At 73.6% G+C, this 12,931-nt stretch carries 8 protein-coding genes; 7 read left to right on the top strand and 1 reads right to left on the bottom strand.

Going from position 1 to position 12,931, the window contains the following annotated elements; translation table 11 throughout:
* The first annotated feature begins 69 nt into the window (after positions 1-69).
* From imuA' to QRY02_RS26755, 3 genes are all read left to right on the top strand, one after another.
* Entirely contained in the window at positions 70-747 is a 678-nt protein-coding gene (imuA', locus tag QRY02_RS26765; RefSeq protein WP_285985605.1) for a DnaE2-dependent mutagenesis accessory factor ImuA', read from the top strand.
* 641 nt (positions 748-1,388) lie between these two features.
* Positions 1,389-2,969 carry a DNA polymerase Y family protein gene (locus QRY02_RS26760; RefSeq protein ID WP_285985604.1) on the top strand — a complete coding sequence of 527 codons (1,581 nt, stop codon included), beginning with the start codon at positions 1,389-1,391 and terminating at the stop codon, positions 2,967-2,969.
* Positions 2,970-3,029: 60 nt separating this feature from the next.
* Positions 3,030-3,839: an alpha/beta fold hydrolase gene (locus QRY02_RS26755; RefSeq protein WP_285985603.1), complete on the top strand. Its 810-nt coding sequence runs from the start codon at positions 3,030-3,032 to the stop codon at positions 3,837-3,839.
* A gap of 24 nt (positions 3,840-3,863) precedes the next feature.
* On the opposite strand, the gene QRY02_RS26750 is transcribed toward QRY02_RS26755, so the two are convergent.
* On the bottom strand, positions 3,864-6,731 hold the full coding sequence (locus QRY02_RS26750) for an AfsR/SARP family transcriptional regulator (protein WP_285985602.1): 2,868 nt from the start codon (positions 6,729-6,731) through the stop codon (positions 3,864-3,866).
* A 130-nt stretch (positions 6,732-6,861) separates the two neighbouring features.
* On the opposite strand from QRY02_RS26750, the gene QRY02_RS26745 reads away from it, so the two are divergent.
* The 4 genes from QRY02_RS26745 (at position 6,862) to QRY02_RS26730 (ending at position 12,924) form a co-directional block, all read left to right on the top strand.
* Positions 6,862-7,092: a hypothetical protein gene (locus QRY02_RS26745; protein ID WP_285985601.1), complete on the top strand. Its 231-nt coding sequence runs from the start codon at positions 6,862-6,864 to the stop codon at positions 7,090-7,092.
* Between the two features lie 22 nt (positions 7,093-7,114).
* A complete protein-coding gene (locus QRY02_RS26740; RefSeq protein WP_285985600.1) occupies positions 7,115-7,444 on the top strand; it encodes a hypothetical protein in 330 nt (109 codons plus the stop codon).
* Positions 7,445-7,483: 39 nt separating this feature from the next.
* On the top strand, positions 7,484-10,810 hold the full coding sequence (locus QRY02_RS26735; RefSeq protein ID WP_285985599.1) for an error-prone DNA polymerase: 3,327 nt from the start codon (positions 7,484-7,486) through the stop codon (positions 10,808-10,810).
* An 80-nt stretch (positions 10,811-10,890) separates the two neighbouring features.
* Positions 10,891-12,924, top strand: coding sequence for a cellulose binding domain-containing protein (locus tag QRY02_RS26730; protein ID WP_285985598.1), 2,034 nt, complete (start codon positions 10,891-10,893; stop codon positions 12,922-12,924).
* The last annotated feature ends 7 nt before the right edge of the window (positions 12,925-12,931 follow it).

Genomic DNA, 12,931 nt, shown 5'->3' with positions numbered 1-12,931 from the left:
TGGGTTCGCCTGTGGCTTCCTCACGCGGGTGTCTCCGGTACGAGTACGTGGTGCTGGAGGTGAGCGGCGGTGGCGGTGCCGGAGGCGCTCACGGCCATCCCCGGGGTTCGCACGGCCGCGCAGCTGCGTGAGCCGGACGCGGGGCCGGGGGAACTGCTGGCGGTGCTGCCCGAGCTGGCCCGCCTGCTCCCCGGCGGCGGGCTGCGGCGCGGCAGCACGATCGCGGTGCGCGGAGGGACGTCGCTGGTACTGGCCCTCCTCGCGGCGGCGACCCGCAACGGTTCCTGGGCTGCGGTGACCGGCCTGCCGGAGCTGGGCCTGGCCGCGGCCGCGGAACTCGGCGTCGACCTGGAGCGCCTCGCGCTGGTGCCGGACCCGGGCGCGGAGCTGGTGGCGGTGTTGTCGGCGTTGGTCGACGGCTTCGACGTGGTGGTCCTCGGCCCGGCACCGGTGCAGCCCCAGACGGCCCGCCGGCTGGCGGGCCGGGTCCGCAACCGGGGAACGGTCCTGCTGACGGCGGGACCGTGGCCGGGAGCGGACCTGGAGCTGAGGGTGTCGGGCCGCCGCTGGCACGGCCTGACGCAGGACGGCCACGGCCACCTCCGCGCCCGCGACGTGGTGGCGACAAGCCGTGGCCGCGGCGCGGCGGCGCGCCCGTCATCGGTGGGGTTGCTGCTCCCGGGCCCGGACGGAGCGGTGGCCGGAGGCGGCCTCCCCGGGCGGCGCCTGGTCGAGGTGGCCGGGTGAACTCGGCGGTGCGGCCGGGCGTTTCGGGCCGGGTTTCGGGCCGCTCGGGGTGCGGGATGAGGGCGGTGCCGAGGCTGTTGGTGCCGGCGGGGTGGGTGGTCGGCTGGTGCCGGGGGCCGATCGGTGCTGGTGCCGGTGGGGTTGGTGGTCGGTCGGTGCTGCCGGCGGGCCGGGGCCGGGGGATGAGTGCTGCGCCGAGGTTGTTCGCCGGGGCTGGTTGGCGGATGAGTGCTGCGCCGAGGTTGTTCGCCGGGGCTGGTTGGCGGATGAGGGCGGTGCCGAGGTTGTTCGCCGGGCTGGTTGGCGGATGAGGGCGATGCCGAGGCTGTTGGTGCCGGCCGGGTCGGTGGTCGGCTGGTGCCGGCGGCCGGTCGGTGCTGGTGCCGGTGGGGTTTGTGGTCGGTCGGTGCCGGCGGTGGGCCGGGGTCGGCGGATGAGGGCTGCGCCGAGGTCGTTCGCCGGGCTGGTTGCGGGATGAGGGGCGCGTCGAGACTGTTGGTGCCGGTGGGGTTGGTGGTCGGCTGGTGCTGGCGGCCGGTCGGTGCTGGTGCCGGTGGAGTTGGTGGTCGGTCGGTGCTGCCGGCGGGCCAGGGCCGCGGGATGAGCGCTGCGCCGAGGTCGTTCGCCGGGCTGGTTGGCGGATGAGCGATGCGCCACGGTTGCTCGTGCTGTGGTGCCCGGACTGGCCGGTCGCCGCCGCCGGGGCCGCTGCCGGGATTCCGCCCACCTCGGCCGCCGCCGTTTTCTCCGCCAACCGGGTCGTGGCCTGCTCCGCTTCCGCGCGGCACCACGGCGTCGGGCGGGGGATGCGGCGCCGGGACGCCCAGTCCCGGTGTCCGGGACTCGTCGTGCACCAGCACGATCCCGATCGGGATGCCCGGCTGTTCGAACCCGTGGCCGCCGCCGTCGAAGGGCAGGCCGTCGGGGTGGAAGTCGTCCGGCCCGGGCTGGTCGCCGTGCCCGTCGACGGGGCCGCCGGGTACTTCGGCGGGGAGGCCGCCCTCGCCGAGCTGCTCATCGACGAAGTGGCCGCGCGAGCCGGGGTCGAATGCCAGGTCGGGGTGGCCGACGGGCTGTTCGCCGCCACCCTCGCCGCCCGCCGGTCGGCGCTCGTTCCGCGTGGGCGGGCGAAAGAGTTCCTCGCGCCGCTCTCGATCGCCGAGCTGAACCAGCCGGGTGACGACCGCGGGGAGCTCGTCGACCTGCTCAAGCGGCTCGGCCTGCGCACCCTCGGCGCGTTCGCCGCGCTGGCCGAACGCGACGTCGCCGGCCGCTTCCCGAAGGACGCCCTCACCGCCCACCGGCTCGCCCGGGGGCTCTCCGAACGCCCGCCGCTGCGCCGCGCCCTTCCGCCGGACCTGGCGGTCACCGAAACCTTCGAAGAGCCTCTGCGAAGAATCGACGAAGCCGCCTTCGTCGCGAAGACCCTCGGCGAGCGCTTCTTCGCCGGGCTCGCGAACCACGGCCTCGCCTGCACGCGCCTGGCCATCGTCGCCGTCACCGAAGCCGGTGAAGAACGCGTACGCGTCTGGCGCTGCGCCGAGCCCCTCACCGCCCGCTCGACGGCCGATCGCGTGCGGTGGCAGTGCGAAGGCTGGCTCACCGCGCGGGACCGGCCCACCGCCGGCATCGTCCGGCTGCGCCTCGACCCCGAAGAGGTCGTCGGCGGCCAAGCGCTGCAGCTGCAGCTCGGCTCGGTGGGCCGCGACGCCGACGCCGCCGAACGCGCCGGCCGCGCCCTGGTCCGCATCCAGGGCCTGCTGGGCCCGGACGCGGTCGTCACCCCGCTGCTGGACGGCGGCCGCGGCCCGGCCGAACGCGTCCGGCTCATCCCGTGGGGCGAGCCGCGCCGTCCCCTGGCCGCGGACCGGCCGTGGCCGGGCCGGCTGCCCGCGCCCTCACCGACGGTGGTGCCGCCCCGCCCGGTGCCGGCCGAGGTACTCGACGCGGTCGGCGACGTCGTCCGCTGCACCACGCGCGGCGAACTCGGCTACCCGCCGTCGACGGTCGCCGTCGACGGGGGACCGCCGCGCCGGGTCATCGGCTCGGCGGGCCCGTGGGTCGTGCACCCGGCCCTGCCCGGCCGCCGAGGCGAGCGGCCCCTCGCCCGCATCCAGGTGGTCCTGGAGGGCGCCTCCGCGGAAGACGGCGACATCGCGCTCCTGCTCAGAGCCACCGTCGGTGATACTCCACAGTGGACCGTCGAGGGCTGCTACGACTAGTGGCGGGGACTGTCCGCGCGGTGTCAGGGCCGTGTCAGGCGGGGCGGCGACAGTAACCGCATGACCGAGAACAGCACCTCCACCACCACCACCACCACCTCCTCCGACTGGACCGGCATGGTGCCGGTGGACGACACGGCACTGGCCGTCACCGACACCGGCGGCCCCGGCATCCCCGTGGTCTACCTCAACGGCCAGTTCGCCACCCAGGGCTACTGGCGCCGCGTCCTCGCCGAGCTCGGGCCGGAGTTCCGGCACATCACCTACGACGAGCGGGCCCGCGGCAAGTCCCGGCGCTCGGCCGACTACTCGTTCGAGGCCGCGGTCCGCGACGTCGACGCCGTGCTCGCCGCCCGGGGCGTGGAGCGGGCGCTGGTGGTGGGCTGGTCCTACGGCGCGGTCGTCGCGGCGCACTGGGCCGAGCGGAACCCGCAGCGAGCCATCGGCGCGGTCCTGGTCGACGGCGCGTACCCGCACGACTGGCTCGACGACGCCATGGAGCAGCGGATCCGCAAGCTGTTCAAGCGGATGAGCTGGTTCCTGCCGCTGCTGCGCCCGACCGGGCTGGCCCCGCGGATGACCGCGGCCCAGCAGGCGGAGAGCAACATCGAACTCGGCAAGCTCTCCCGCGAGCGCGAGCTGGGTCCGGTGCTGGACGGCCTCACGGTCCCCGTGCGGTACGTGATCGCGTCCGGGACGTCCTTCGGCAGCAAGGGCGACGAGCAGGAGCGGATTCGCGCCGCCCTCGACGCCGTGGTCGCCCGGAAGGCCACCATCACCAGCGAGAAGGTCGCCTCCAACCACGGGGCCATCCTGCGCAAGGACTTCCGTGCCGTCGCCGGCGCGGTCCGCGGTCTCGCGAACGCGTGACGCACAGCCGGGCGGACCGGAGCGTCACCCGGCCGCCGCCTCCAGCGCGGCCTGCACCTGTTCGGCGCGCTCCGGCAGACCGACGGCTTGCCACAGCCCGACCGCCAGGCCCAGGTGGTGCCGGGCCGCGGCCGCGTCGCCGAGTTCGCTTTCGAGCTCGCCGAGCTGCTGCCAGCACGCCGCCTCGTTGCTGCGGTCGCCGTTGACGCGGAACACGTACGCCGCGCGCTGGAGGGCCGACTCCGCCCGGGGACGGTCACCGAGCTCGGCGTAGATCGCGCCGAGCCGCTGGTCGGTGTAGGCGCCGCACCGGGCGTCGCTGATTTCGTTGAAGACCGTCAGCGCTTCGGTGAGGTCGCGCAGCGCGGCCGGGGTGTCGCCGATCCCCAAGTGGTAGCGGCTGAGCGTGCGGAGGATCACCGCCTGCCGGTGCCGGTCGCGGAGGAGGCGCGCGATCCGCAGGCCGTCCTCGATCCACCGGCCGGCGTCGTCGGCGCCCTGCTCGAAGCCGATGATGCCGATGGCCGTCCGGATCTGCGCTTCCGCCTGCCGGTGCCCGGCGGCCACGAGGTGGGTCAACGCCTCCTTGTCGACGGTCAGCGCCGCGTCGAGTTCGCCGCGGACGCGGTGCACGGTGCCCAGGCTCGCCAGCGCGAGTCCTTCGCCGCGGCGATCGCCGATGTCCTGGTACAGCTTCGCGCACCGGCGCAGGTCGTGGCGGGCTTCGGCCATTTCGTCGAGGTAGATGTGCACCTGGCCGAGTCCTTGCAGCAACGCCGCTTCACCGTGGGTGTTGCCGGCCGCGGCGGCGGCTTCCAAGGCGATCCGGTGGCTGCGGTTCCAGTCCTGGTAGAGGCTGCGGTGGTCGTAGTACGGCACCGCGGCGATCGCCAGCTCCCAGGCCAGTTCGTCCAGCTCCCATTCGGCCGCGAGTTCGATCGCCCGCAGCAACGTCCCGCGCTCGGCGTCGAACCAGGCGATGGGATCGACGACCGTGTGGTCCGGGGTCCAGCGCGGTGCGCGGCCCGGCGTCGGCCGGAACAGGCTGGGGGAGCACAGGTCGCGGGCTTGCTCGGCGAGGGCGAGCCAGGCGGAGAGGACCCGCTCCACCGCGGCCCGGCGTTCCTCGGCCGGGTAGCAGTCCTGCGCGCCTTCCGACGCGTAGGCCCGCAACAGGTCGTGCAGCCGGTACCGCGGCTGGCCGGCGCGGTCGGTCGTCACCAGGCGCACGAGGTAGGCGTCGACGAGCGCGTCCAGCACGTCGTCTCCGGCCGGGCGGCCGAGGAGCGGGCCGATCACCCACGCGGGGAGCGTTTCCGCGCCCAGCAGTCCCAGCAGCCGGAACGCCCGGACGGCTTCTTCGGGGAGCAGGCGCAGGCTCAGGTCGAAGTTGGCCCGCACGTCGAGGTCGCCGACCCGCAGCTCGCGCAGCCGCCGGGACTCGTCCTCCAGGCGGTCGCGCAGCACCTGCAGGGTCCACGCCCGCCGGCTGGCGAGCTTCGCCCCGGTGATCCGGATGGCCAGCGGAAGACGTCCGCACAGCCGGACGATCGCGTCGGCCGCCTCCGGTTCCCGCTCGACGCGCTCCGCCCCGGCGATGCGGGCCAGCAGGCTCCGCGCGTCTTCGGCGGACAGCACGTCCAGCTCGACGTGCTCGGCACCGGCCAGGTCCGCCAGCCGCTGCCGGCTCGTGACCACCACCGCGCAGCCGCCGGACGGCGGCAGCAGCGGCCGCACCTGCTGGGCGCCGGCGGCGTCGTCGAGCAGCACCAGCATGCGGCGATCGGCCAGCCGTGACCGGTAGAGGGCGGCTCGTTCGTGCAGGCCGGGCGGCATGACCGCGTCCGTGACGCCGAGCGCGCGCAGCAGCTCCGCCAGCATCATCGCCGGGTCCCGCGGCACGGTGGCGGTGCCGGCGAGGTCGAGGTAGAGCTGGCCGTCGGGGAACGCCTCCCGTGCGTCGCGGAGCGCCCGGACGGCGAGCGCCGACTTCCCGGTCCCCGGCGCGCCGGCGACGACCACCACCCGGCGCTGGGTCAGCAGGTCCAGCAGCTCGCCCAGTGGTCCGGCGCGGCCGGTGAAGTCCGGGATGTCCGCGGGCAGCTGGGCGATCGGCCGCTGCTCCCCCGCCGGGGTGACCAGCTCGAGCGCGGGGTCCGCGCGCAGGATCTGCGCTTGCACGCGCTGGAGGCCGTGCCCGGGGTTGGCGCCGAGCTCCTCGGCCAGCAGGCGCTGGATGTCGTGGAACACGGCGAGCGCGTCGCCTTGGCGGCCGCTGCGGTAGAGCGCGATCATCAGCAGCTCGCGCGCGCGTTCGCGGAACGGGTGCTCGTCGGCGAGCCGGGACAGCTCGGGGATGGCCAGCGCGGGCTCCCCGCGCAGCAGGTCGAGCTCGGCGAGGTCTTCCAGGGCGCCGAGGCGGTACTCGTCCAGCCGGGCGCGTTCGGTGGCGGCCGCGGGGGTGTCGAGGTCGCCGAAGGCGGGCCCGCGCCACAGCGTCATCGCCTCGGAGAGGTGCCGCCGGGCGGCAATCAGGTCGCCATCGCCGCGGGTTTCACGCGCCCAGGCGAGCCGGGACGCGAATTGCGTGCTGTCGAGCTGGTCGGGGGCCACCCGCAGCAGGTACCCGGTGCCCACCGTCTGCAGGGAGCCGTCGTCGAGCGCCAGCGACCGGCGCACCTCGCCGACGTACTTCTGGACGAGGTTCACCGCACTCCTCGGCGGCCCGTCGTCCCAGGCGCCCTCGATGATCTGCTCGCGGTCCACCCGCTGGTTCGCGTGCAGCAGCAGCACCCCGAGCACCCGCAGGCACTTGCCGGAACCCACTTCGACCGGAGCCGTACCACGCCAGGCCGTGACCGGCCCGAGCACGCCGAATCGAACATCAGGCATGTCAATGCCCCCTCCCGTGGCCGAGAGTACCTCCGACCGGCCACGTTCCGTAAGACTGCAGTGCGATTGCAGTGAACGCTGTCAGGCTCCCGTCGCCGACCGGCCATGTGTCGGCGAGAGGGGATCCGAGATGGGAACCAGCACGAAGGTGCGCCGCCGCGGTTCAGGCCCCCGGGTGAAGGCGGTCGCCGCAGTGGCCGCCGCCGCGCCGGGCAGCGGGACCCGGTCCGATGTGTCGCTGTCGACGGACAAGCCGGGCGGGATCCAGCACGTGATCATCGAGCTGACCGACGTGGCGCACGGCAACAAGGCCTCCGGCGACTGCTGGAAGAGCGAATCGCTGTGCCGCAGCCGGCCCTGACGGCCGGCGCGGAGGAACGGTCTTGACCACCCGGCGCCGGACCGCGGCCGTGCTCGTCGCCGCGCTGCTGAGCGCCGCGGCGGTGGTGACGACCGCGCCGCCCGCCGTCGCGCTGACGACCTCGTACCCCCCGGCCGGGGGGTACGAGGTCGTCACCGTCGTCAGGTGGGCGTTCATCAGGGTGGTCGACGCCGACTTCCACCAGCGGCTGAAGGTGGTACGGCTGACCCGTGCGTTCGAAGTCCGGCGCCCGGCTGTGACCGACACGACTCCGGTCCGTCCACAGTTGACACCGGCCGCACCCCCGCCGCAGGATCGGACCGCGGTATTCGTCCCTGTGTTCGAACAGTAGTCGCTGGCTTCCCCACAGCGAAATCGGTGGGAGCTGGCGTTGGCGTTCAACAACCCGAGCGTGCCTTGGTCCGAAGTGGAGCGGATCGCCTCCGGGCGGCCGCCCGTGCCCGGGGACGGCAACGACGCCCCGGCGTGGTCGCGCAAGCGGGAAGGCTATGCCGGGGCGCCCGAAGACCTGCGGAACCGGCGCGGGCGGGACGACGGCGGTGACCGGATCCGGGCGCCCTACGCCGAGCTGCACGTCCACTCCAACTTCAGCTTCCTCGACGGTGCCTCGCACCCGGAGACCCTCGTCGAGGAGGCCGCGCGGCTCGAACTCGACGCGCTCGTCCTCACCGACCACGACGGCATGTACGGTGCCGTGCGGTTCAACGACGCCGCGCGGGAGCTCGGGGTGCGGGTCGGGTTCGGTGCCGAACTTTCCCTCGGGTTGCCGGCTCCGCAGGCCGGTGTGCCCGATCCGGCCGGGTCGCATCTGCTGGTGATCGCCCGGCAGCAGACCGGTTACCACCGGCTGTGCCGCGTCATCTCCCGCGCCCAGCTCGCCGGTGGGGAGAAGGGACGGCCCCTCTACGACTTCGACGAACTGGCCGATGAGCTGGCCGGGCACGTCGTCGTCCTCACCGGCTGCCGCAAGGGGGCCGTCCGGCAGGCGCTCGCGCACCGGGGCCCGGCCGCCGCGCGTGCCGAGCTGGGGCGGCTCGTGGACCGGTTCGGGCGGTCGCACGTCGCCGTCGAGCTGATCGACCACGGGCAGCCCCGCGACGACACCGCCAACGACCTCCTCGCCGCGATGGCCGGCGAGCTCCGGCTGCCGACGGTCGTGTCCAACAACGTGCACTACGCCCGTCCCGAAGACGCCGTCGTGGCGGACGTGGTCGCCGCGGTCCGGGCCCGGCGGCCGGCCGAGGACCTCGAAGGGTGGCGGCCGCCGTCGGGGCAGGCGTTCCTGCGGTCCGGGATGGAACAGCGGCGCCGGTTCGAACGCCGCTACCCCGGCGCGGTCGGCCGGGCCGCCGTCCTGGGCGTCGAAGTGGCGTTCGACCTCAACCTCGTCGCACCGGACCTGCCGCCGTTCCCGGTCCCGGCCGGGCACGACGAGATGTCGTTCCTGACCGAGCTGACCCGCCACGGCGCGGCGAAGCGCTACGGGCCACGGGAGGAAAACCCGAAGGCCTACGCCCAGCTCGACCACGAACTCGCCGTCATCGAAAAGCTCGGGTTCCCCGGCTACTTCCTCGTCGTCTGGGACATCGTCCGGTTCTGCCGGGAATCCGGCATCCTCTGCCAGGGCCGGGGTTCGGCCGCGAACTCCGCGGTCTGCTACGCGCTGGAGATCTGCCACGCCGACCCGGTGAAGTGGAACCTGCTGTTCGAGCGGTTCCTCGCGCCGGAGCGGGACGGGCCGCCGGACATCGACGTCGACATCGAGTCCGGCCGCCGCGAGGAAGCGATCCAGTACGTCTACGAAAAGCACGGCCGGTTCCACGCCGCGCAGGTCGCCAACGTCATCACCTACCGGGCGCCGTCGGCGATCCGCGACGCCGCGAAGGCGCTCGGCCACAGCCCCGGGCAGCAGGACGCCTACGGCAAGCTCGTGGACCGCTGGGGTGGGGTCGCCGCCACGAAACGGCAGGCGGCCGGGTCGATCCCGGACGACGTCCTCGACCTGGCGGCGCGGATCGAGGACTTCCCGCGCCACCTCGGCATCCACTCCGGCGGCATGGTGCTCTCGAAGCAGCCGGTGTCCGAAGTGGTCCCGGTCGAGTGGGCGACCATGAAGGACCGCAGCGTCCTGCAGTGGGACAAGGACGACTGCGCCGCCGTCGGGCTGGTCAAGTTCGACCTGCTCGGCCTCGGCATGCTTTCGGCGCTGCACCACATGATCGACCTCGTCGCCGAGCACCATGGTTCCACTGTGGACATCGGGAAGCTGGACCTCGCCGACCCGGCGGTCTACGACATGCTGTGCGAAGCGGACGCCGTCGGTGTGTTCCAGGTGGAATCGCGCGCGCAGCTGGCGACCCTGCCGCGGTTGCGGCCGCGGAAGTTCTACGACCTCGTCGTCGAAGTCGCCCTCATCCGGCCCGGCCCGATCCAGGGCGGCTCGGTGCACCCCTACATCCGGCGCCGCCGCGGCGACGAAGAATGGGAACACGCGCACCCGCTGCTGGCCGCGTCCCTGGACCGCACCCTCGGGGTGCCGCTGTTCCAGGAGCAGGTGATGCAGATGGCGGTCGACGTCGCGAGCTTCACCCCGGCCGAAGCCGACCAGCTGCGCCGCGCCATGGGCGCCAAGCGGTCCAGCGCCAAGATGAAGGCGCTGATGGCGCGGTTCTTCCGGGGCTGTGCGGCCAACGGTCTCGACCGCGAGCTCGCCACCCGGATCTTCGAGCAGATCCACGCCTTTTCCGGGTACGGCTTCCCCGAAGCGCACTCGATGTCCTTCGCGCTGCTGGTGTACGCGTCCGCGTGGTTCAAGCGCTACTACCCGGCCGCGTTCTGCGCCGGGCTGCTGCGCGCCCAGCCGATGGGGTTCTACAGCCCGCAGTCCCTGGTCGCCGACGCCCGCCGCCACGGCGTGCGCATCCGCGAGCCCGACATCAACGCGAGCCTCGCCGGCGCCACCCTCGAACCGGACGCCGGGAGCACCGGCGGCGTCGCGCTCCGGCTCGGTCTCGCCGCGGTCCGCCACCTCGGCGAAGACCTCGCCGAGGAGATCGTCGCCGAACGCGCGGCCCACGGCCCGTACCGGAGCATCGGCGACCTGACCCGCCGGGTGCGGCTGAAGAAGAACGCCGCCGAAGCGCTGGCCACGGCGGGCGCGTTCAGCGGGTTCGGCGGCGACCGGCGCCAGGACCTGTGGGCCGCCGGTGCGGCCGCGGCGACCCGGCCGGGGCACCTGCCCGGCCTCGCGCCGGGCCTCGACGCGCCCGCGCTGCCCGGGATGACCCGGCTGGAGGTGACTGCGGCGGACCTGTGGGCCACGAGCGTCTCCCCGGACAGCCACCCGGTGGAGTACCTGCGCGAGCTCCTCGACCGGCGCGGCGCGATCACCGTCGCGGAGCTGATGCGGACCGGGGACGGAACGCGCGTGTGGGTCGGCGGCGCGGTCACCCACCGGCAACGTCCGGCGACCGCCGGCGGGATCACGTTCCTCAACCTCGAAGACGAGACGGGCATGGCCAACGTCCTCGTCTCGCCCGGCCTCTGGCAGCGCTGGCGGCTCGTCGCCCACACCAGCGCGGCACTGCTCGTCCGCGGGCTGGTCCAAGCGGGCGAAGGCGTCGTCACGCTCGTCGCCGACCGCATCGAAAACCTCGATCTTTCGATGCGGACCGGACCCTCGCGCGACTTCCGTTGACTTCGGGCCCCCTCGGTGGTTCTCTCGCTGAGAGCGCTCCCAGTCATCCGTTCGTGCCCGACGAGTGAGGATGGACCTTCATGACAGCTCGACGTCTGCGCTGGGCAGCGTGGCCGGTGATCGCCGTGCTCGCCGGGGCGGTGCCGGCCGCCGGCACCGCCGGGGCGGCGACCACGCCCGCGGCGACCGTCACCGTCAACGCCCGAGCCGGGCTGGCCACCGTGCCGGACACCGGGATCGGCATCAACCACGCGGTCTGGGACAGCCAGCTGGGGACCGACGAGGTGGCCGACCTGTTCGGCGCCGCCGGTGTCCGCACGATGCGGTACCCCGGTGGTTCCTACGGCGACATCTACCACTGGAAGGACAACACCGCGCCGGGCGGGTACGTGGCGCCGAACACCGATTTCGACACCTTCATGGGCGGGGTGCGCCGAGCCGGCGCCCAGCCGATCATCATCGCCAACTACGGCACCGGCACGCCCGAGGAAGCCGCGGACTGGGTGCGGTACGCCAACGTGACCAAGGGTTACGGCGTCAAGTACTGGGAAATCGGCAACGAGCTGTACGGCAACGGGCACTACGGGGCGAACTGGGAAGCCGACAACCACGCCGACAAGAGCCCTGCCGCCTACGCCAACGGAGTGGTCGCCTACGCCGACGCCATGAAGGCCGCCGATCCGGGCGTCAAGATCGGCGCCGTGCTGACGACCCCGGCGAACTGGCCGGACGGCATCGTCGGCTCGGGGGACACGGCCACCTGGAACCAGACCGTGCTGTCGATCGCCGGCCCGCACATCGACTTCGTCATCCTGCACTGGTACCCCAGCGGCTCGACGGCGTCGGAAGCCCTCGCCAAGCCGGAGCAGATCACCGACATGATCTACCTGGCGCGCGACCAGATCACGCGGTACGCGGGCGCGAACTCCGGCCGGATCGGCATCTCGATGACCGAAACGAACACGCCGGTCGGCATGGACACCCAGCCCGGCGCCCTGTTCGCCGCCGACACCTACAGCTCGCTGCTGGAGAACGGTGTGTTCACCGTCGACTGGTGGGACACGCACAACGGCGGGACGAAACTGTCCACTGTGGCCGGTTACCCGGACTACGGCGACTCCGGCCTGCTCTCCAGCGCGACCTGCCTCGAGGGCGGCGCCTGCGAGCCCGCGCTCAACACGCCGTTCGCGCCCTACTACGGCCTGAAGATGCTGAGCACCTTCGCGCACCCCGGCGACCAGTACGTCCGGGCCGCCGCGGACGACCCGCTCGTCGGCGCGCACGCCGTCCGGCGGCCGAACGGCGACCTCGCCGTGCTGCTGCTCAACAAGGACCCCGACCAGGCCAGGACGGTGACCCTGGACTACGCGGGCTACACGCCGGCCGCGGCCGCGCCTCAGGTGTTCACCTTGACCAACGGCGCGACGGCGATCAGCAGCGCCACGGCCGGGACGAGCACTTCCCAGACGCTGCCGCCGTATTCGCTCACCACCGTGGTGCTGCACCCGGCGGCCGCCGCGTCCGGCGGACCCGGGACGCCCGGGCAGCCGGCCGGGACGGCGACCGACCGGACCGCGACGATCAGCTGGCCCGCAGCCGCGCCCGGCGCCCACCCGATCGCGAAGTACGAGGTTTACCGGCAGGTCGGCACCACCAGTGAACAGTGGGGCGAGACGACCGGGACGTCGCTCGACGTCGGGAACCTCGTGCCGGGCAGCCGGCACACGGTCAACGTCCTGGCGCGCGACACGGCCGGGAACGTGTCCGCGGCCTCCCCGCCGCTGACGCTCACGACCGGCGCGCCGTCGGCGAGCAGCTGCACGGTCCGGATGACCGACGTGACCGACTGGGCGAGCGGCTTCGTCGGCGGCATCCACGTCACCGCCACCGGCGTGGTGGGGGACTGGACCCTGACGTTCGGCTGGCCGACCGCGCGGCAGCGGCTCACCGGCGGCTGGAGCGGCACCTGGGCCCAGAACGGCACGACGGTGACGGTCTCGTCATCGGCCCCACCGGCGGCGGGGGTGGACGTCGGGTTCACCGCCGATTACAGCGGGCCGAACATCCTGCCGACGGCGTTCACCCTCAACGGTGTGCTCTGCGCGGTGGGCTGAGTGAGGG

Origin of the sequence: Amycolatopsis sp. DG1A-15b (assembly GCF_030285645.1) — a bacterium.
GTDB lineage: Bacteria > Actinomycetota > Actinomycetes > Mycobacteriales > Pseudonocardiaceae > Amycolatopsis.
The sequence above is the reverse complement of the archived record's forward strand: the minus strand, read 5'-3'. Positions and strand labels throughout refer to the sequence as shown.